This window comes from Paenibacillus sanguinis 2301083 = DSM 16941, from assembly GCF_000374825.1.
GTDB lineage: Bacteria > Bacillota > Bacilli > Paenibacillales > Paenibacillaceae > Fontibacillus > Fontibacillus sanguinis.
The window spans coordinates 1-20,252 of sequence record NZ_KB895396.1; the positions used below are offsets into that span (position 1 = coordinate 1).

Annotated in this window: 19 protein-coding genes, 1 rRNA gene and 1 other RNA gene; 2 read left to right on the top strand and 19 right to left on the bottom strand. The window is 49.4% G+C overall.

The features are described 5' to 3' along the window. The 7 genes from C557_RS0120485 to ffs all read right to left on the bottom strand — a co-directional run. A 16S ribosomal RNA gene (locus tag C557_RS0120485) occupies nucleotides 1-90 on the bottom strand; the annotation flags it as partial. A gap of 264 nt (nucleotides 91-354) precedes the next feature. After that, complete coding sequence (locus C557_RS0120490; protein ID WP_018753729.1) at nucleotides 355-621, bottom strand: pro-sigmaK processing inhibitor BofA family protein; 267 nt, start codon at nucleotides 619-621, stop codon at nucleotides 355-357. Between the two features lie 21 nt (nucleotides 622-642). Further along, nucleotides 643-930 carry a DUF2508 family protein gene (locus C557_RS0120495; protein WP_018753730.1) on the bottom strand — a complete coding sequence of 96 codons (288 nt, stop codon included), beginning with the start codon at nucleotides 928-930 and terminating at the stop codon, nucleotides 643-645. 140 nt (nucleotides 931-1,070) lie between these two features. Continuing rightward, a complete protein-coding gene (gene recR, locus C557_RS0120500; protein ID WP_018753731.1) occupies nucleotides 1,071-1,670 on the bottom strand; it encodes a recombination mediator RecR in 600 nt (199 codons plus the stop codon). A 26-nt stretch (nucleotides 1,671-1,696) separates the two neighbouring features. Further along, nucleotides 1,697-2,008, bottom strand: coding sequence for a YbaB/EbfC family nucleoid-associated protein (locus C557_RS0120505; protein ID WP_018753732.1), 312 nt, complete (start codon nucleotides 2,006-2,008; stop codon nucleotides 1,697-1,699). A 56-nt stretch (nucleotides 2,009-2,064) separates the two neighbouring features. Beyond that, nucleotides 2,065-3,807 carry a DNA polymerase III subunit gamma/tau gene (gene dnaX, locus C557_RS0120510; protein ID WP_018753733.1) on the bottom strand — a complete coding sequence of 581 codons (1,743 nt, stop codon included), beginning with the start codon at nucleotides 3,805-3,807 and terminating at the stop codon, nucleotides 2,065-2,067. Between the two features lie 131 nt (nucleotides 3,808-3,938). Next, nucleotides 3,939-4,206, bottom strand: an RNA gene (ffs, locus tag C557_RS24620) — signal recognition particle sRNA large type. Nucleotides 4,207-4,365: 159 nt separating this feature from the next. Here ffs and C557_RS0120515 point away from each other — a divergent pair. Beyond that, complete coding sequence (locus tag C557_RS0120515) at nucleotides 4,366-5,622, top strand: stalk domain-containing protein (protein ID WP_018753734.1); 1,257 nt, start codon at nucleotides 4,366-4,368, stop codon at nucleotides 5,620-5,622. Nucleotides 5,623-5,707: 85 nt separating this feature from the next. On the opposite strand, the gene rpmE is transcribed toward C557_RS0120515, so the two are convergent. The 12 genes from rpmE to rpoE all read right to left on the bottom strand — a co-directional run bounded on the left by rpmE (nucleotide 5,708) and on the right by rpoE (nucleotide 18,638). Continuing rightward, on the bottom strand, nucleotides 5,708-5,905 hold the full coding sequence (rpmE, locus tag C557_RS0120520; protein ID WP_018753735.1) for a 50S ribosomal protein L31: 198 nt from the start codon (nucleotides 5,903-5,905) through the stop codon (nucleotides 5,708-5,710). A gap of 101 nt (nucleotides 5,906-6,006) precedes the next feature. Next, nucleotides 6,007-7,275, bottom strand: a complete 1,269-nt coding sequence (locus tag C557_RS0120525; RefSeq protein ID WP_018753736.1) for a radical SAM family protein — start codon at nucleotides 7,273-7,275, stop codon at nucleotides 6,007-6,009. A 59-nt stretch (nucleotides 7,276-7,334) separates the two neighbouring features. Next, nucleotides 7,335-8,690, bottom strand: coding sequence for a transcription termination factor Rho (rho, locus tag C557_RS0120530; protein ID WP_018753737.1), 1,356 nt, complete (start codon nucleotides 8,688-8,690; stop codon nucleotides 7,335-7,337). 113 nt (nucleotides 8,691-8,803) lie between these two features. Next, nucleotides 8,804-10,057, bottom strand: a complete 1,254-nt coding sequence (locus C557_RS0120535) for a UDP-N-acetylglucosamine 1-carboxyvinyltransferase (RefSeq protein WP_018753738.1) — start codon at nucleotides 10,055-10,057, stop codon at nucleotides 8,804-8,806. A 196-nt stretch (nucleotides 10,058-10,253) separates the two neighbouring features. Continuing rightward, nucleotides 10,254-11,108 carry a class II fructose-bisphosphate aldolase gene (locus tag C557_RS0120540; RefSeq protein ID WP_018753739.1) on the bottom strand — a complete coding sequence of 285 codons (855 nt, stop codon included), beginning with the start codon at nucleotides 11,106-11,108 and terminating at the stop codon, nucleotides 10,254-10,256. A gap of 309 nt (nucleotides 11,109-11,417) precedes the next feature. Then, a complete protein-coding gene (locus C557_RS0120545; protein ID WP_018753740.1) occupies nucleotides 11,418-11,792 on the bottom strand; it encodes a response regulator in 375 nt (124 codons plus the stop codon). Nucleotides 11,793-11,957: 165 nt separating this feature from the next. Further along, nucleotides 11,958-13,559, bottom strand: coding sequence for a CTP synthase (locus C557_RS0120550; protein WP_018753741.1), 1,602 nt, complete (start codon nucleotides 13,557-13,559; stop codon nucleotides 11,958-11,960). 373 nt (nucleotides 13,560-13,932) lie between these two features. Then, nucleotides 13,933-14,748 (bottom strand): ABC transporter ATP-binding protein, encoded by an 816-nt coding sequence (locus C557_RS0120555; RefSeq protein WP_018753742.1) that lies wholly within the window; start codon nucleotides 14,746-14,748, stop codon nucleotides 13,933-13,935. Next, on the bottom strand, nucleotides 14,748-15,779 hold the full coding sequence (locus C557_RS0120560) for a FecCD family ABC transporter permease (protein ID WP_018753743.1): 1,032 nt from the start codon (nucleotides 15,777-15,779) through the stop codon (nucleotides 14,748-14,750). The genes C557_RS0120555 and C557_RS0120560 overlap by 1 nt, the downstream gene beginning before the upstream one ends. Beyond that, the gene (locus C557_RS0120565; RefSeq protein WP_018753744.1) at nucleotides 15,776-16,816 is read right to left on the bottom strand and encodes a FecCD family ABC transporter permease; all 1,041 of its coding nucleotides are present in this window, start codon (nucleotides 16,814-16,816) and stop codon (nucleotides 15,776-15,778) included. Before C557_RS0120565 ends, C557_RS0120560 begins: the two co-directional genes overlap by 4 nt. After that, nucleotides 16,809-17,897 (bottom strand): iron-siderophore ABC transporter substrate-binding protein, encoded by a 1,089-nt coding sequence (locus tag C557_RS0120570; protein ID WP_018753745.1) that lies wholly within the window; start codon nucleotides 17,895-17,897, stop codon nucleotides 16,809-16,811. Before C557_RS0120570 ends, C557_RS0120565 begins: the two co-directional genes overlap by 8 nt. A gap of 189 nt (nucleotides 17,898-18,086) precedes the next feature. Then, a complete protein-coding gene (rpoE, locus tag C557_RS0120575; RefSeq protein ID WP_018753746.1) occupies nucleotides 18,087-18,638 on the bottom strand; it encodes a DNA-directed RNA polymerase subunit delta in 552 nt (183 codons plus the stop codon). A 452-nt stretch (nucleotides 18,639-19,090) separates the two neighbouring features. Between rpoE and C557_RS0120580 the strand changes: the two genes are divergently transcribed. Then, nucleotides 19,091-20,239, top strand: coding sequence for a S8 family peptidase (locus C557_RS0120580; RefSeq protein WP_018753747.1), 1,149 nt, complete (start codon nucleotides 19,091-19,093; stop codon nucleotides 20,237-20,239). Nucleotides 20,240-20,252 lie beyond the last annotated feature (13 nt).

A 20,252-nucleotide genomic window follows, 5' to 3' on the forward strand; every position in this document is an offset into this window, starting at 1 on the left:
GGAGCAAGCTCCCCAATCACTCCGCTCGACTTGCATGTATTAGGCACGCCGCCAGCGTTCGTCCTGAGCCAGGATCAAACTCTCCAATAAAGGTGTTGTTTGACTTGCTCATGTAAACTTGCTGACGAGAACTTTCGTTCTCTTATTTCTTACTCACTCGTTGTTCAGTTTTCAAAGATCAAACCTTCATTTTTATCATCGCTTCGTTTCAGCAGCGACCTTTATAAGATATCATGCTGGCATACCGTTAGTCAAGCTTTTTTTCTCGAAAGCTTTGTACAGCTTCGGGTGCAAGCTTGTCCCAGCGGAGAAGCGATTTATAATGTACCACATATCACAAATCCCAGTCAACCATTAAATCATGATTAACTTCAAGCCCAGTAACAATGCTACCCCTGGCAGCCCAAGCACAAGCACTGTGCTTACCGTCACCAGGTTTAGGGGGATATATGCTTCTGTGATAAGTCCTGAGAAATTAATGACATAGATGCCCAAAGCAGCCAGAACAAAATGCAAGCCCAGTCTTGTAATCCAAGCGAACCCCAACTTGCGCGAGAACAGGATGTAAAGCAACGATACCAATGATACGATAAGAACACCTGCGAGCGCCAGCTTCACCATGGTTTCCTCCCTTATATAGAATTAAGAGCTCTCTCCAAAAAACGAGCCATAACGAAAAGCATCCCAATCCAGCTTGGCCTGCTTGGCCGCCTTTAAATGGATTTGGTATCTCCGTTCGGCTGCCTCAAGAGTATAGATAGCCACATCTACCTCATCCGGCCCTACCGCCTGTTGAAAGGCAATGTTGGCTCGCTCCCACTCCTTAAGCGCCTTGGCCACCTCACCGTAAAGTTCACGCTTATGTTCAAGCATTTCTCCTCTAAACAGCCTATTCACTCGGTTAGCAGCCCACCATTTCCAGATTTTCATCGTCCTTCCCCTCCCCTATGGTTTATTCCATATGTATCGAAAAGAGGACAAACTTAGAACCTGCCACACGCAAAAAAGAACCTCAAGCCCTGGCTTGCGCCAATGGCTTAAAGTTCTTCTTACAAGCTTTAATTATTTTGTTAATTGAGCTCGCGGCGCCCTTCCAGCGCCTTCGACAAGGTTACTTCATCGGCATACTCCAAATCGCCGCCAACGGGCAGCCCATGGGCAATACGGGTGACACGAATATCAAACGGCCTCACCAGCCGAGAAATATACATTGCTGTAGCTTCCCCTTCGATATTGGGATTGGTGGCCAGAATGAGTTCCTTAACCCGTTCATCGCTCAAACGGTTGAGCAGTTCCTTAAGCCGGATGTCCTCAGGACCCAGACCCTCCATCGGTGAGATGGCTCCCTGCAGCACATGATAATAGCCATTAAATTCTTTTGTTCGTTCCATGGCTACCAAATCCCTGGATTCCTGCACAACACAAATCACCGACGCATCGCGGGTCTTATCCTGGCAAATACGGCAAGGGTCCGTGTCCGTAATGTTGCAGCAAACAGAGCAATAATGCAGATTACGCTTCACGCTAACCAGCGCTTTGGCGAAATCAATGACATCGTCCTCCTTCATGCGCAACACATGGAAGGCCAATCTGGCCGCCGTCTTGGGACCAACTCCGGGCAAGTGGGTAAACGCATCGATCAGCTTCGCGATCGGTTCGGGATAATACAATGGGGCCTCTCCTTCAGCTTATAAAATTAAAACAGGCCCGGAATTTTCATTCCGCCCGTGAATTTACCCATGTCTTGATTAGCCAGTTCTTCGGCTTTGGTCAAAGCATCGTTTACAGCGGTAAGCACCAGATCCTGCAGCATCTCTACATCGTCCGGATCCACAGCCTCCGGCTTGATTGTTAGGGCAAGCAGCTTTTTATGGCCATTCACCTCAGCAGTAACCACGCCACCTCCGGCGCTGCCCTCCACGGTTTTGGTAGCCAGTTCTTCTTGCGCTTTCAGCATTTGCTCTTGCATTTTTTTTACTTGCTTCATCATTTGGTTCATATTATTCACGTTGTTCACATCTCCTTCAGATGATCTGTATAATTCGAGCCTACATTTTGTGATTTTTATTCCTTAATGACAACCAAATCATCACCAAAGATATTCAGGGCTTCGTCAACCCAGGGTTCCTTACTATCTCCGCCATCTTCAGGAGGAGGCTCCAAGGCAAACGGTTCGCCAGGCTGCTCAGACGTACCTTGAATGGCATCGTTCCAATCCTTTATCATCATCGTAACAAGACGGTATGGGGCTCCTAGCTTGCGCTCCAGCACACTCTCGATGAGCTGCTTGTTCGCCGCCTTCTCCGTAGTCTCCCGATGAATATCATTCTTGAAGGCAACCAATACCTTATCCTCGAATAATGAGACCGGCTCTCCATTCATGAACCAGGCATGGATGGTTACCCGCTCTTCCTTGACTGCCTGCAACACCTGATTCCACTTGTTCTGGATCTCCATAAATTCTGGACTGGTACGAGCAGCAAGATATTGCTCCATACCGGAGGGAATTTTGGCCTTGGAAGCGATTCGGGAAGCCTGGGTTCGTGCAGGGCGCTGGGTGGATGCGGATGAGCTCCCTCCCCCCGAAGCGGAGAGCCCCCCTTGAACCGCCCGTTCCAGTTTGGCTTCGAGTTCAGAGATCTGGCGCTTTAGCTGATTCATCTCAGAAGCATCGGCCGACTGAGTGGCACGGGCCTGCGCTGGTTGCTCCTTAGCCTCTTCACCATTCAACGTACAGATTTTCAACAACGCCACCTCAAACAGCGTTTGCGGCTGAACAGCATATTTCATTTCTGTCTGATAATGATTCAGGGTGTCAATAATGCGAAATAGCTGGGGCTTGGAGAAGGACTGGGCAATTTCAGCGAAGTCCTGCGGGTCCAATACCCGTTCCGTTAGCTTGTCTGCCTGCGGCACCAACTTCACCATCAGCAAATCACGGAAGTAGTAGAGGAGATTCTCCATACACTTATCGGCGCTCTTTCCCTCTTGCATGAACCCTTCAATCATTTGCAGCATGCCGCCAACATCTTCGGCTAGCAAAGTTTTCGCAAGCTCGGCAAATTGCCGCGAAGCGATTCCTCCGGTCATATCCAAGACCTGCTGGTAAGAGACCTGTCGATCTGAGAAGGAAGCAATCTGGTCCAGAATGCTTAACGCATCCCGCATCCCCCCATCCGACAGACGGGCGATGTATTCAATGGCTTCCTCTTCGGCCTCTATGCCTTCCTGCTCACATATTACCCGAAGACGGGCGCTTTGTTCCTCCAATGAAACCCGGCGAAAGTCAAAGCGTTGACATCGCGAAATCACCGTAGCCGGAAGGCGGTGAGGTTCCGTTGTCGCCAAGATGAACATCACATGGGGCGGAGGTTCCTCCAGCGTCTTCAGCAACGCATTGAATGCTTCCGTAGTCAGCATATGAACTTCATCGATAATATAAACCTTCTGTCGCACTTCCGTAGGGGCGTATTTCACCTTCTCGCGCAGATCGCGAATCTCTTCCACCCCGCGGTTGGATGCGGCATCGATTTCCAGCACATCCATTACGGCACCAGTAGTGATTCTCCGGCACGCATCGCATTCGTTACAAGGCTCTGCCGCTGGTCCTCTCTCACAGTTCACGGCCTTGGCCAAAATCTTGGCTGTTGAGGTCTTACCCGTTCCACGTGGTCCACTGAATAAATAAGCATGCGACAACCGCTGCTCGCGGATGGCATTCTGTAGCGTACGGACGATATGCTGCTGCCCCACCATGTCTTGGAACGACTGCGGCCGCCAAGCACGGTACAGCGCAATATGCTCCATAATGCGGCACCTCTTCCTTTCCATAAACGACGGATGTCGTTTCCTTATTATACTATAGCCCCTTGGTCTATGTACAAAAAAAACACCCTTGTCCACAGACAAAGATGTATGCTTGTGTCATCCTAATATTACCGTGCACCTGTTATCGATCATTGCGATCCGAGCGGCACCTTTATGCCATAGCTCAGAACAGGCAACCCTCCGGCACAGGAACAATACTGCTTATGGCTGCTTCCTTCCGGACCTGACCAGGTTCACAGGCGCTCCTTGCGGAGGACCCGTCCGTCAACGCCAGCCATAAAGACCAGACCTCACATCGACAAGACCTCTAACAGGAATTCAACCTCGCTATAGCGGATTGCGAGTTACAGGGCACCGCTACCTCCCCGTCTAGCACGGTGAAAATAAGTATATCTCATGCCTGTTCAAATTGCAACCGCCGCTCCCCGGACGCTTGATTCTGCCGATTTTTTACAGCTCTACTTAGATTTCGACACCTTATTTTGATATATTAATAGAATAGAAAACAGATGACATATCATGAGAGAGGAGAGCATTATGAAGAAGATTGGAAAACTCTTGCTGGTTGCCACACTCATGGCTGGAGGCATAGCCGGCATCCATCCATCCCAGTCAAGTGCGGCTGCTCCTGTACAAATCTTATTGGACGGCTACCCTCTGGCTTTCTCTGGAGATCCGGTCATCGTTAATGGAACCACGCTCGTGCCGTTCCGGTCCATTTCGGAAGCTCTGGGTATTTCCGTGACCTGGAATCAAGCAGCGAAAGCCATTACGGCCGTCAAAGGAGGAGGGGCTAGAGCGCTGCGAGTCGAGTTAACCTTAGATAGCAATACCGCCAAGGTTAACAATAACTCTGTTACGCTAGCCGTTGCACCACGTTCCATCAATGGGAATACCTTGATCCCGCTCAGTTTTTTCAGTCAGCAATTCGGGGCCGGAGTTGCCTGGAATCAGGCTACACGCACCGTTTCCATCATATCTCCACAAAAACGTCTGTATACGCTGGGCTTCTATGCCATTTCCTCCTATTCGGAAGTGGACGTTATTCCAAGCCTCGATGCCGTTGCTTTCGGCTGGAGCCGCATCGACAAAAACGGCCAATTCACACTTACAGGGGACGATTACAAGTTACCTCAGGCCGCCGGGGATGTTACACCCGATTCACTGGTTGAGGAAGCCGCTAATGATCGCACCCTGCCTTACCTGATGGTCTATGCCGGAGATACCCAGGGTGAACTGACCAAAATCATCGAGGATATTACACTCCGCGAGCAAGTCATCAAGGACATGATTGATACGGCCAAGGACAAATCCTTTCAAGGTATTTTGCTAGACTTTGAGGGTCTTGGACTAACGACAGACAAAACATCCACAAGACAAGCCTTCACCTCCTTTGTCAAAGACCTTGCCCGGCAGGCCGGGAACTCGGGCCTGAAGCTGGCCTTGGCACTACATCCGCTGAACTCATCCTACCAAGGTTACGACTATAAGGCACTGGGCGCGATTGCCGATGAGTTGGTCATTATGGCGTATGATTATTTGCCAGGCGACAACAGCAATAAACCGCAGCCTGCCAACAAGGTTGAAGAAGCGATTCAGCTTGCGCTTAAGGAAACCTCCAAGAACAAGCTTATTCTCGGGATGAATATGAACAGTGAGAATCAGACCTCCGTCAAGACGCTAGTCGGATTGGCAAAGCGGCATGATCTTAAAGGCATCGCTCTATGGCGCCTAGGTATCATTAAGAATGAAGAATGGACCAGCCTCAAACAAAGCGTGGAGTTCAAGAAATAGATCAAGAATCATGACCGTAAAAAAAAACGTCCCCTGCCAGTTGGTGGCAAGGGACGTTCTCGTCCAATGGTTGTTTAACGTAATCTTAGATGCCGTATTTCTTTTTGAATCTATCCACACGTCCACCAGCATCCAGGAATTTCTGTTTACCTGTGAAGAATGGATGGCAGTTGGAGCAAATTTCAACGCGCAGGTCTTGCTTCACGGAACCTGTTTCAAAGGTATTTCCACATGCACATGTTACCGTAGTTACGTGATATTTCGGTTGAATTGCTTCGTTCATCACTTTCACCTCTTTCCGCCCTGAGCCTCAATCGTGCACAGAGTTATAATGATACACTAACGAATTATAGCACGGCCCATCTCTTGACGCAATCGCTTGTTTTATCCACGAACCTTGACCCGAGCCAGTTCAGCCGGAGGAACATGAGTATAGGAACCAATCACTACGTCAGGCAACTCGTGCTGGAAAATTTCGATAGCTTGCTTCATGCCCAATATTTCTCCCTCCGCCTTAGGAATCAATTCCAAATAGCTCTCGGGATCGATGTTAAGGTTGCGCAGCTGAATGAGCTTTACACCGGAGCGCCGAACAAATTCGACCATGGCTTCGACTTCTTCCTCCCGATCGGTAACTCCCGGGAAGATCAGATAATTAATAGAAGTGTACACACCTTGCTGCGCAGCATAACGCAATGATTTCTCCACATTGGCAAGCGTGTAGCCACGCGGCTTGTAATACGCATTATAATGCCCATCCAGTGCGCTGATGGTGCTTACGCGCATGAGGTCCAGACCCGCGTCCACGATACCGCGGATATGATCGCTTAAGCCCGCATTGGTATTAATGTTGATGTAGCCCATATCCGTCTGACGCCGAACCTCACGGATCGATTCGATAATCAATTTAGCCTGGGTTGAGGGCTCTCCCTCACAGCCTTGTCCAAAGCTGATGATAGATTCCGGAGTTGTCAGATGCTCCAGCATGATCTCCACCAGTTCCTCGACCCGCGGGCGAAAATTCATACGTGTCTGCGGCGATACAAAGCCGCTATCGTCGGGTTGTTCGGAAATACAGCCAAAACAACCTGCATTACAGGAATAAGAGACAGGCACTGCCCCCTCCCAGCGGTTCAAGAACGTATTGGAGGCCGTCAAGCACTCATATCCCAGTGCACAATTGGATAAATGCTCGTACAGACGATTATCCGGGTAACGAGAAATATAGGATTTGACCTGGCTTTTTAGCTCAAGTGGATCGCAATTCAGTGGATTCCATTTCTCGGGATCATCCGACATCCGAGCCGTAACATAAAACTGCCCGTCCTTCCACACAACCGCCGAGTAACCAAACAAAGGAAGCTTATAGTCCTTATCTGTCTTCACGTACCCCGGCAGGCAAAGACGTGTATAGCCTTGTGGGAGCAGAGCGCCTACTGCCTGCACATCGCCAGGGAGCGGCTTCATTTCACCGGTGTCCGGGTCCATGCCAATGGGCCGGGTAGACGGCAGCCCTACCAGGGTAGCCCCCTCCGGAAGTGGAATCAGTTCATCCTCCATAATCTCTACAATCATATCCGCACTACGAGCAAGCCCGTACAATGAGGGGTGATCGTAGACCTGCCCTTGCTCATCTGCATACACTAAGTACATGTTGTTCTCCTCTTGCTTCAATTTGCATAGTCCATCAATTGTATTTTGAACACTCACGATTAGGCGTTATTGCCATTTGTGCTCCCCGCACCCGAGGAGGTGGAATTCGTCCGTGAAGAAACGCTTCCTGTACGCACCGGACGCCGTGCTCCGCTGTTGGAAGACGAATTCACGGAAGCATCAAACGAAGCAAGAAATTCTGCGTTCGTCTTGCTATCTCGCAGCTTCTTCAGGAATCCTTCGACAAAATCATAAGAATCGTTCATGTTTTTGCGAATAGCCCAGATTGTATCCAGTTCTTCCTTGTTCAATAGCACCTCTTCACGGCGTGTGCCGGAACGGCGAATATCGATCGCAGGGAATATCCGGCGTTCCGCCAGCTTCCGGTCCAGATGAAGCTCCATATTGCCTGTACCCTTAAATTCTTCATATATAATATCATCCATACGGGAGCCTGTATCTACCAATGCAGTAGCTAAAATCGTCAGACTTCCGCCTTCCTCCACATTCCGGGCGGAGCCAAAGAAACGTTTGGGACGATGGAAAGCTGCCGGATCGATCCCCCCGCTAAGCGTACGTCCTGAAGGAGGTACAACCAAATTGTATGCCCGTGCCAGACGTGTAATGCTATCAAGCAAAATAACGACGTCCTTTTTATGCTCCACCAACCGTAATGCACGTTGCAGCACCAGTTCTGCTACTTTAATGTGATTCTCCGGGAGCTCATCGAATGTAGAGGCGATAACTTCACCCTTTACTGATCGCTGCATATCGGTAACTTCTTCCGGCCGCTCATCAATCAGTAACACAAACAGTTCGATCTCGGGGTTATTGGTAGAAATGCTATTGGCTATTTCCTTAAGCAGCAAGGTCTTACCTGCTTTAGGTGGAGCAACAATAAGACCACGCTGTCCTAAACCAACCGGAGCCAGCACGTCCATAATGCGAGTAGATAAGTGATTTGGGGAAGTTTCGAGCACCAGCTTAGTCTGTGGGTAAAGTGGAGTTAGTGCCGGAAAATGGAGGCGTTCAGCTGCGACTGCAGGATTCTCTCCGTTCACCGCATTGACCTGAAGCAGACCGAAGTAACGTTCATTTTCCTTGGGAGTTCTACACTTCCCGGAGACGAGGTCCCCGGTACGCAAATCAAATTTACGAATTTGTGAGGCAGATATATAGATGTCTTCTGTGCTTGGCAAGTAATTGATCGGTCGTAGAAAGCCGTAACCCTCGGGCAGAATTTCAAGCACGCCTTCCATGAACATCAATCCACTTTGTTCGGCCTGCGCCCTAAGAATCGCAAAGATTAATTCCTTTTTCTTCAACTGACCGTAATAAGGAATTTGATATTGCTTGGCAAGCTTGTACAGCTCTGTCAGCTTCATCCCTTCCAAATCAGCAATTTGCAAATCCATAATAAAATAACCACCTATTCAATTTTTTTGGAATCTATGAAATACAGCAAAAATGATAGACTTACTGACACAGTATTCCCTGTTATGCCAGACTTATGCGGGTAAGCAACAACTTATTCGGCTTCCCGCCAAATGTCAGCACCCAGCGCACGCAGATTAGGGACTAGCTGGTCATAGCCGCGGTCGATCAGTTCTACACCCGTCACTTCGGTAACACCCTCTGTAACGGTCAGTCCCGCCACGACTAATGCGGCACCTGCACGGAGATCGGCCGCCTTCACCTTCGCAGCATTCAGCATGCCTCCATCAATAATAGCAGACCGACCTTCCACGCGAATCTTCGCTCCCATGCGGATAAGCTCAGGCACATGCTTAAAGCGGTTGCTGTACACAAAATCGCTAAAGACGCTCACGCCATCAGCTTGCGTCAGCAAGCTAGTCATCGGTGATCCAACATCCGTAGGGAGTCCTGGATACACCAAGGCCTTAACATCAACATGCTCATAGGATGAACGCCCGATTACACGGATGCTCTCATCCAATTCTTCAACGCTGGCCCCCATTTCGATCAGCTTGGCTGTTAATGCTTCCAAGTGCTTGGGTATCACGCCGTCGATGATGACATCGCCGCGCGTAGCCGCAGCAGCAATCATATATGTACCGGCTTGAATCCGGTCCGGAATAATGGAATGGCGGCATCCCTTCAGTTCGGCAACGCCCTCGATACGAATCGTTTCCGTGCCGGCTCCTTTGATGACCGCGCCCATGGAGTTCAACAAGGTAGCTACATCTATAATTTCAGGCTCTTTGGCCGCATTTTCGATAATTGTGGCGCCTTTGGCTCGGGTAGCCGCCAGCATAATGTTAATCGTTGCCCCTACGCTGCTAACATCAAGATAAATCTTCGCACCACGTAGTTCCTTGGCGTGCAAGTGAATTGCCCCATGCTCGTTAGTCACGGTGGCTCCTAAAGCTTCAAAGCCTTTGATATGTTGATCGATTGGCCTAGGTTCAAAATTACACCCTCCCGGCAAGCCAATCGTAGCTTCCTTAAATCTTCCTAACATGGCCCCCATCATATAATAGGAAGCCCTCAATTTCTTTACCGGTCCATTAGGCATCGGTATTGAGCGAATATCGGCAGGATTGATGCGCATTTGACTGCCTTCCCAAAGCACCCGCGCACCTAACTCTACCAAAATTTCCGAATATACCGCCACATCGCTGAGCACCGGCAAGTTATCCAATACAACCTCGGATTCTGCCAGGATGGCAGCAGGAATCAGCGCGATCGCACTATTCTTGGCGCCGCTGATTGAGACACTGCCGCGTAGCGGACGTCCGCCACGGATCATTAATTTCTCCATAAGTCCAGAATCCCCCTACCTATTGCGTCGGCACAAAGTTCACCTAATTTAGCGGTAGAAATGGAAAGACACCGTCTAAGCGGTGTGCTCTCCATGTCACCCTATTTATGTGGGCAGTCTGCTTTCATGATGCCCTCCAAAAACCATAACTCAATATAATCTAGCAAAGTACAGCCTGGGGAAAATCACGATTATCTTAAGCTTTGTTGTTGGAACCAAACTCGCGAATTTTGCCAACAACGGTTGCTTTGATCGCGTCGCGCCCAGGAACAATGTATTTACGAGGATCATAAACATCCGCTTTAGCAGCCAATACTTCACGTACCGCTTTGGTAAAGGAGATTTGATTCTCTGTGTTAACGTTGATTTTGGAAGTTCCCAGCGAGATTGCTTTGGTAATGTCATGCGTAGGGATACCTGTCCCACCATGAAGTACCAATGGCAATTGAACAGCATCACGAATTTCTTCCATCTCTTTAAAGCCCAGGTTTGGTTCGCCGTGGTAAGGACCATGTACGGAACCCAAAGCCGGAGCCAATGTATCAATACCTGTCTCTTTAACGATACGTACGCACTCAGCGAGGTCAGCATACTTAATGCCGCCAATTACATCGTCTTCTTGTCCGCCAACGGTACCCACTTCCGCTTCTACGGATACGCCTTTGGCATGGGCATACTCAACTACTTTCTTCGTCATGGCGATGTTCTCGTCAATCGGATGGTGGGATCCGTCGATCATAACGGAAGTAAAGCCCGCGTCAATCGCTTCCTTACATTTATCAAAGCTGGAACCATGGTCAAGATGAATCGCAACAGGAACCGTAATTTTCATGTCATGCAACAGGCCTTCCACCATTTTAACAACGGTGTAGAAACCGCTCATATGGCGTGCCGCACCTTCAGAAACGCCCAGAATCACTGGAGATTTCTCTTCTTCTGCTGCGGCAAGAATGGCTTGAGTCCATTCCAGGTTATTAATGTTGTATTGACCCACGGCATATTTTCCGGCGAGGGCTTTGTTCAACATGTCTGTCATCGATACTAATGGCATTGGTTTCAATCCTCCTAAGGATATGGGATTTATCTTATTTAGCCGACATTCACACACTTTTTTATTATAACACAACCTGTCAAAATTACTATTCAACGTTTCTTCTGAAGAAAGCACAAAATGAGAAATTTATTAATCTTGAGGGGGAAATATAACAAAAACACAGCAGCCGATTCAATTTCCGCTTACGAAGCAGATCAATGCAAGTCCCTTTGCTCACAAAAAAATCCCCCAAGGCAACAATGGAAAGGTTCCCATTGCATTGGGGAAATATTTTGATCCTGACGATTATATTATTTCTCAGTCACTCTAGGTGGTGCGCTGCTTCAGCTGCATATTAACGGCTGCGCGCATTTCATCAATGTCAAAGGGTTTCGTAAAGTGCATCAAGGCTCCAAGATCTGTCGCTTCCTTGATCATATCGAGTTCCCCATAGGCCGTCATCATGATGACCTTGATGTCCGGATTAACCTCTTTGATATGCTTGAGAATTTCCAAACCATCCATTCCCGGAATTTTCATGTCAAGAAGCACCAAATCAGGCGAGTCGCTACGAACGATTTCCAACGCCATCTTCCCGTTGGCCGCCTGAAATGTGGTATACCCTTCACTGCTGAACACTTCCATTAATAAAATGCGGATACCGTTCTGATCATCGACAATTAATACTTTCTTCTCCTCCACCGTGATACCCTCCTACAAGACCGCCAGCAATCCTGGTCATACATACAATAATTCGCTTTCGATTTGTAAATCCCTTCTCTAATGGAAAAAAGAACCTTAATAAATCGTCAGCTCATGTTACTGGCAAATCTTGCTTCGGCACGGCCAGAACGAGCTCACTACGCCTTATGACAGATGGGTAAGCGAAGCCTTCACAAACTCGCGGAACAACGGTTGCGGGCGGTTAGGACGAGAAGTGAATTCCGGGTGGAATTGCACCGCCAGAAACCATGGATGATCGGGAAGTTCTACGATTTCCACAAGTCGTCCATCCGGAGACGTCCCGGAAATATGTAAACCTTCGCGTTCCAGCGTCTCACGATAAGCATTGTTAAATTCATACCGATGGCGATGACGTTCATAAACCAGTTCATCATCGTAACATTGCATAGCCAGCGAATTTGCTGTCAGCTTGCATGGATAGAGACCTAAACGCATCGTTCCACCCAGGTCCTCAATATCCTTTTGCTCCGGCAACAAGTCGATAACCGGATACTCCGTACCAGGATTGATCTCTGAGCTGTTAGCCCCATCAAGTCCGGCCAATGAGCGAGCATACTCAATAACAGCTACCTGCATCCCCAGGCAAATGCCAAAGAACGGAATTTTCTTCTCCCGCGCATAACGTATCGTCGTGATTTTCCCTTCAATCCCCCGGTCACCAAAGCCACCAGGCACGAGAATTCCGCCGATGCCCCCTAACAGTTCATCTACGTTGTCCTCCGTAACGTCCTCGGCATTAACCCAACGAATCTTTACATCCGCATTCGCAGCAAATCCGGCATGCGACAAGGATTCAACCACACTTAAATAAGCATCGTGCAAAGCGACATATTTACCAACAATAGCAATCTCCACCGTCTTCTCCAGCTTGTTGATTCGCTCAACGAGGCTTTCCCACTCGCTCATGTCCGGAGATGGCGTCGTCAGCTTCAGATGATTGACGACAATTTCATCCAAGCCTTCATTGCGAAGATTCAGAGGCACTTCATATAATGTAGCAGCATCCCGACATTCCACAACAGCATTTGGGTCGATGTCGCAGAACAGGGCGATTTTCGCCTTCATATCATCGGACAGTTCATACTCTGTCCGGCAGACGATGACATTCGGCTGAATGCCGATGCTGCGAAGTTCCTTGACGCTATGCTGAGTTGGCTTGGTTTTCACTTCACCCGCTGCTTTGATATAAGGAATGAGCGTGACATGAATGTACATCACGTTCTCGCGTCCGATATCACTTTTGATCTGACGAATCGCTTCCAGAAAAGGCAAGCTCTCAATATCCCCTACGGTACCGCCAATCTCGGTAATAACAACGTCGGAACCCGCTTCCCGGCCTGCGCGGAATACCCGCTCCTTGATCTCATTAGTGATATGAGGAATAACCTGAACGGTTCCGCCCAGATATTCGCCGCGACGCTCTTTGCCAATGACCGAGGAGTATACCTTGCCCGTAGTCACGTTGCTGTTCTTGGAAAGATTAATATCGATGAAACGTTCGTAGTGACCCAGGTCAAGGTCCGTCTCAGCCCCGTCATCCGTTACAAATACCTCGCCATGCTGATAAGGACTCATTGTCCCCGGATCAACATTAATATATGGATCGAATTTCTGGATCGTTACCTTCAAGCCTCTGTTCTTCAGCAATCTCCCGAGCGAAGCCGCTGTAATGCCTTTGCCTAGCGAAGATACAACCCCGCCTGTCACGAAAATATATTTTGCCACAACCAAAAACCCCCTAAAGTAGTACGTGTCGATAAAAACAGCCAACATCCAGAAATTCGGGAAACTTATAGATCATTAGCGTAACCCAATGCTCATTAAAGCATAGCCAAAAAGGCTATAAAAACAAAAAAAGTGACACCCGAATAGGTCGGGGCACTTTTTCAAAATTCATATTTTATAGGTTTAAATCATAAGCCCATGCAATAGTTTACCCGTTACCCCTGCCCGTGTCAAGTCAAGTGAAGCGGCATTTGCCGTTCCTTCAAAATACGGTCACATGTCGGATTGTACGGAGAAATTAAGCGAACGATAGAATCCCGATTAACACCAGCACCGCGAGCGGCCCGGCATCACTGTACAAAAGTCTGTTTTACTAGGTAGTTGTTTCTTGATTCACATGATATCTTCCTCTTGGCACAACGAAAGGGGAATCCGATACCGGGTCCTTGATGACCGTGCAGTTCAGGCCAAAGATCTGATGAACCATTTCACTGGTGATGACCTCAGATGGCTGACCTTCCTTAATCAGCTTGCCTTCATGAAGGGCAAAGATATGGTCTGCATAACGGGCAGACAGGTTAATATCATGGAGTACCATAACAATAGTAGTTCCACGCTTGCGGTTGAGGTCGGTGAGCAAATCCAGAATCTCCACTTGATATGTAATGTCCAAAAAGGTTGTCGGCTCATCCAGCAATAAAATATCGGTCTGTTGCGCAAGAGCCATGGCGATCCATACACGCTGGCGTTGTCCGCCCGATAGCTCATCGATGTGGTGGTTGGCAAGCTCCGTAATGTTCATGATCTCCATCGCCTCGGCTACGGCCTCATAATCCTGTTTTCGCCAGCCGCTAAGCCAGGATTGATGCGGGAATCTCCCCCGGCCCACCAAGTCTGCTACGGATATCCCTTCAGGAACGATAGGAGATTGCGGCAGCAAGCCCAGTACCCTGGCTAATTGCTTGGGAGGTATTTTATTGATCGGCTTCCCATCCAGGGTAATTTCCCCCGAAGTAGGCTTGATGAGTCTGGCCATAGCCTTTAGCAGGGTTGACTTTCCACAGCCGTTAGCCCCAATGATCACGCTGATTTTATTATTGGGAATCACTAGACTGACGCCTTGAATCACCGTCTTATGCTCGTACCCGGCTACGGCGGCTTCAGCTTTAAAGGTATGCGTTGGTTTCATCATAAACTTCCCCTTTGATTCATTCGAATAAGCAAGAAGACCAGATAAGGCGCCCCGAGAATTCCGGTAATGACGCCGACGGGAAATCTCGTCTCGAAAGCAAACTGTCCGATGAGATCCGCTCCCAAAACAAGGTTAACTCCAACCAACCCCGCAGGAATGGCATTTGAGAATCCTGCCCCAACCAACCGTTTGGCAATAGGCCCTGAGAGGAAAGCCACAAAGGCAATGGGCCCTGTAGTGGCTGTAGCCATGGCAATCATACCCACGGAACTAAGAATAAGCGCTATTCTCGTCTTGTCTGTATGGACTCCCAAGGAAGAGGCTGCTTGTTCTCCCAGTTCGAGAAGGTCCAGATGCTTGCCCAGCAGAACCACAACAGGCGTAAGGACCAAAACCGCTATCATTAACGGCGGCAGCTCATCAAGCTGAGAGCCGTTGAGGCTGCCTGTCAACCACCTGATGGCAGCCGGAATATCCTGCTGTGCACCAACCAACAGAAGATAGGATATAACAGCATCCAGCATGGCCTGAAGGCCGATACCGATCAGAATCAACCGTCCGATTGAGAAGACCCTTCCTCTGGAGAGGAAGTAAATCACCGTGACCGTAGCCAAACCAGCCAGCACCGATGCTGCGGACACAACCGCTCCATTGGCATGAAACACGGTGATGCAGCATACCGCCGCTGCGCTGGATCCGGAAGTAATACCGATCACATTTGGATTAGCCAGCGGGTTGCGCAGCATGGTCTGAAAGGTATGGCCAGCAATGCCAAAGGCAAATCCGGCAAACAGGCCTGCCAGCATCCTCGGCAAACGTATCGTATTGACCGCAAAGGACACCCCTTTAATAGATTCGCCGGAAAGCGCTCGAATAACATCTTGTAAGGGATAAATCGTATTGCCCAATAACAGCATGGCACAACAAAGGGCGACCAGCAATAAGGCAAGCAGCCCCGTGACAAGGCTCCAGCGACGGCGGCGTTTGCATCTGCCTGCCATAATAAATTCAATGGGTGGATTTCTCATAATGAACGCACTTTCGCTCTCATAGCTAGAATGATTAAGATGGGAGCGCCTACGAATGCCGTGACTACACCAACTTCCAGCTCTCCCGGATGACCAAGCAGTCGCCCGCACACATCGGATAGGGTTAAGATGATTGCTCCAGAAACGGCCGACATCGGGATGACCAACCGCAGATCCGGGCCAACGATAAGACGTACAACATGGGTGGATAGTAGCCCTATGAAGCCGATGGGCCCTGCTAAGGCCGTGGTGGCACCACATAAAAAAATGCCCCCTGCCGCAGCAACAAGCCTAAGCACTCCCGTTCGTACACCCAGTCCAGTAGCCGTCTCATCTCCCAACGCAAGCGCATTTAATGCCGGAGCCGTAATCAACGCAATCAGGATGCCAACAGTCAGGAACGGAATAAACGTAATGATGGCGTTCCAATTAGCAGAGCCAACACTGCCGACCTGCCAGAATCTGAACTGGTCCATCGCGTATGAACGCGGAATCATTATCGCCGTTACCAGCGAGGACAAGGCCGCACTCGTGGCTGCGCCCGCCAGAACAAGCTTAATAGGCGTGGCACCGCCACGCCCCATGGAACCTATGCCGAATACGAATACCGCCGTTATGGACGCTCCTGCGAGAGCCAGCCAAATATATTGCTCGGCCGTGCTAATGTTCAGGAATGCGATGCCAAAAACCACAAACAAGGATGCCCCTGTGTTCACGCCAAGTATGCTTGGGTCAGCAATGGGATTGCGGGTGACCGCTTGCATCAGCGCCCCCGCAACTCCAAGTGCCGCACCGCAAAACAACGTGAACACGGTTCGGGATATCCTCTTGCGCACGATATTCGCTCCATAGGAGTCAATATCCGGATGAAATAAACCATCGATAAGCTCCTGGAACCTCACTAGCCTGGAGCCCAAAACTAGCGAGGCAATCACGCATACACCAAGCAGTACGATGCAAATCATCAGAACCGTCGTAAAATTCTTCGGCAGGTGTAAGCGCAGTTCTTTAGGCTTGGAGAGGGACGAACTATTCATTGATCTTGTCGGCAGCCTCTCCAATTAATTTCAAGTATTCGTCAATCGTAAATACGATGGACAGAGGGCTTGGCGTACCGGCAGCCACCAGCGGTGTATCGCTATCGATAAACGCTACTGAACCACGCTCAATGGCAGGAATCTTGCTCAGAAGCGGATCAGCCTTGATCGCTTGGTAAAGTTCGTCATTACCATAGCCTACCAATAAGTCTGCATCGTTAAGCGCTTCAGCATTCTCGGCGCTCAGCTTCAGAGAATAGCTCGAAGGGTCGGTGATTTGGCTGGTGATGCTTTCAGGGTATTCCATGCCCAGTTCATACAAGAAAGAAACACGGGAATCTGCAGGTGTGTAGATGTGCAATTGGGACATGTCCTTCGCTGAAAAGTTAACCCATACCACCTTCTTGCCTGCAATTTGCGGATACTGCTTCAGCTTCTCCTTCACCAAATTCTCCGTGTCCTTGATCAGTTGTTCACCTTCTGTTGCCATCCCCATCCCTGTAGCATCAAGTGTAACTTGTTCGCGCCATGTCGTAGCCCAAGGAGCCTTCGGATAGGCTACAACGGGAGCAATCTCGCTCAACAGGTCGTAGTCTTCCTGTGTAATGCCTGAGTATGCGGCAAGAATAACGTCAGGATCCGCATCGGAGATCGCTTCAAAATCAAGACCATCCGTATCTTGGAACACGTTAGGGTCTTTCACACCGAGCTCTTCCAGCTTCTGAGCGGTCCATGGCAACAAGCCGCTATCATCCTGTACACCGAAGTTCGCTGCCGAGAAGCCGACAGGCACAACGCCAAGAGCAAGCACAACATCTTGGTTAGCCCATTGTATCGTAACTATGCGTTCCGGTTTACTTTTAATCACCGTTTCACCAAGCGCATGCTTGATTGTAATTGGATATTCCGAAGCTCCACCCGCTGAATCTGTGTTTTCTGCTGCCGGGGTTTCTGTATTGGCTGAATTACCAGCGTTTGTAGCAGGAGCATTGGAAGACTTGCTTCCACAACCTACGACAGCCACCATAAGAGCAATTAGAATAATGAGAGCAGTATATGAAAATCTTTTTGTTGCGAACATTTGCATACCTTCCTTATCCGGATTATATATGTATCAAGGTTTGTTTCTCATTTGATAATGATTATCAGTTTCATAATTATATAATGTCCTAAAGCGAGCTGTCAACGTTTTGGACCCGAGGATAATAAAGGTTGGCCGCAAAAAAGAGACGGCTCGGTGGCCGCCTCTTTCATTGTACGCTGATTCACATTAATCTTCTTCGTTCTCGTCGAAGCTATCCTCGTCTTCCAGTTCGTCCTTGTCTTCATCATCCTCGTCGATCTCCTCGTCACCGAGCAGTTCTTCTTCTTCCTCCACGTCTTCCTCATCATCCTCAGAGAACAGCTCGTCTTCGGAATCATCATTCAAGGCATCGTAATCCTCTTCATCGCCGGAGGAGTAATTATCTTCTTCCACGAAATCGTCATCTTCCAAATCATCATCTTCGTCATTGATGATACGAGGACGCTTGGAATTCCCAATAGGGTCTTCCGAACGCTCGATTGGATACCAACGCTTCAAACCCCACAGGTTGGTCCCAACGCAGGCAAACCGGCCATCAATATTTATTTCCGTATAGAGCTGTGCAATCGCTTCGTCGATTTCTGCTTCATTCATGCCGCGCAGCTTGGCGACCTCAGTCATCAGATCACGATAATAGTACGGCGTATTGGCCGCCTTCAAGATCATAAAGGCCAGATCCACCATTGAGATTTCCTGAACCTTCTCCGGGTCAATTTTCAAATTAAGCGGGGTACTCACGTTACGGACACTTCCTCTCACGCAATGTTCACTATCACTATGGAGCAAAGGACTTGCTTCATCCCGAAAGCAAGGATTTCCTTCACAAACCTATTCATATCACAACTTAGTAAAACCTATTTGGCACTAAATTGCAAGTTTTAAAAATTCGCCCGGCATCTCCCCCTGCCTTCAGGCTGTTTCAGAACATGAAAAGGGAGCGAAGAACCTAAGTTCTTCGCCCCTCGACTGTATCCTTCCCCGAGAAAAGTTACTATACACTCCCGGATCTGGTGAAAGCCGATATGGCCTTCTCTTCATTTTATGTCTGAGCCACCGCTTTGACACGCCACTTTTGCGCTAAACTTTGTTCATGGCCCATTTCCTGAAGAACAGGGCCGCTTTCCCATTCAAGGAAAATCGGATCGTCATAATATACTGCAACACGCTTCGTCAGGAGGGGCTACTTATCGATGAACTACTCCGGATTCCTTCGTTATTTGAACGATCAAGTCGACACCTCCGGAAAGAGCGGACGTTCCATCATCCGCTTCGCACATCCGGCCGCCTACGCTGAATTCACACGTCAATTGTCTAGGCAAAAGCAGCGTCACCCGGTATTACGGCATGTGCGCACCTCACCGCTGCTGCAAGCGCTGATCTGCCCCCTTGGCACAGGAGGGGACCTTGCCCGTTCCCGGTTCGGCCTTCAGGTAGAAGAAGACAGTAGACTCAGTGTGCATAGTCCCGCCGCCGCGAGCAAGGGGAAGACGCCTGCTATTCCTTGGGGCGTCCGGCGAATTGGCGCCCCGGAAACCTGGTCTGCAACCACAGGCTATCGGATCCGAATCGGAGTCATTGATACAGGAGCAGACTTCAATCATCCGGATCTTCGTCATTCTCTGGCCCGAGGCATTAATCTGCTCAATCGGGTCATCCTGCCGTTTGATGATAACGGTCACGGCACTCATATAGCCGGAACCATCTCCGCCGCTGGCGGATCGCAGGGGATGATGGGAGTCGCTCCCCGTTCCCTGGTGTTCCCCGTCAAAGCCTTCGACCATAACGGCTCGGCTTATGTCTCGGATATTATTTTGGGCATTGACTGGTGCGTTAGAAACCGAATGCATATCGTAAATATGAGCTTTGGCATGAAGAGCAATAGCCAGGCACTGCAAAATATTATTCGCAAGGCCTATAATGCAGGCATCATCGTCGTCGCATCCTCAGGCAATGACAAGAAAGGCCGTGGTGCGGATTACCCTGCCCGCTTCACCCAGACCATCTCCGTTGGCGCCACCAACAAGGACGGCAAGATAGCCTCCTTCAGCAACTATGGCCCCTGTATCGATATTTATGCCCCCGGCGAGAAGATTACTTCCGCCTGGCTGGGCGGCGGATATAAAGAAATGAGCGGCACCTCCATGGCCACCTCGCATGTCAGTGGCTCCATTGCCCTGCTGCTGGCGCTTAAGCCCCATCTCAAGCCAGGCGAGATCAAGCGGCGGCTCTGCCGCACCGCCAGATCACTCCCCGGAGCCACGGGTTCCAGAGCCAAGGGAGGCGCTGGCGAGCTCAGCGCAGCCCGTCTTCTCAAGGCCAGACCTATCCGCAGAAGCTAGATTGGCAACACGC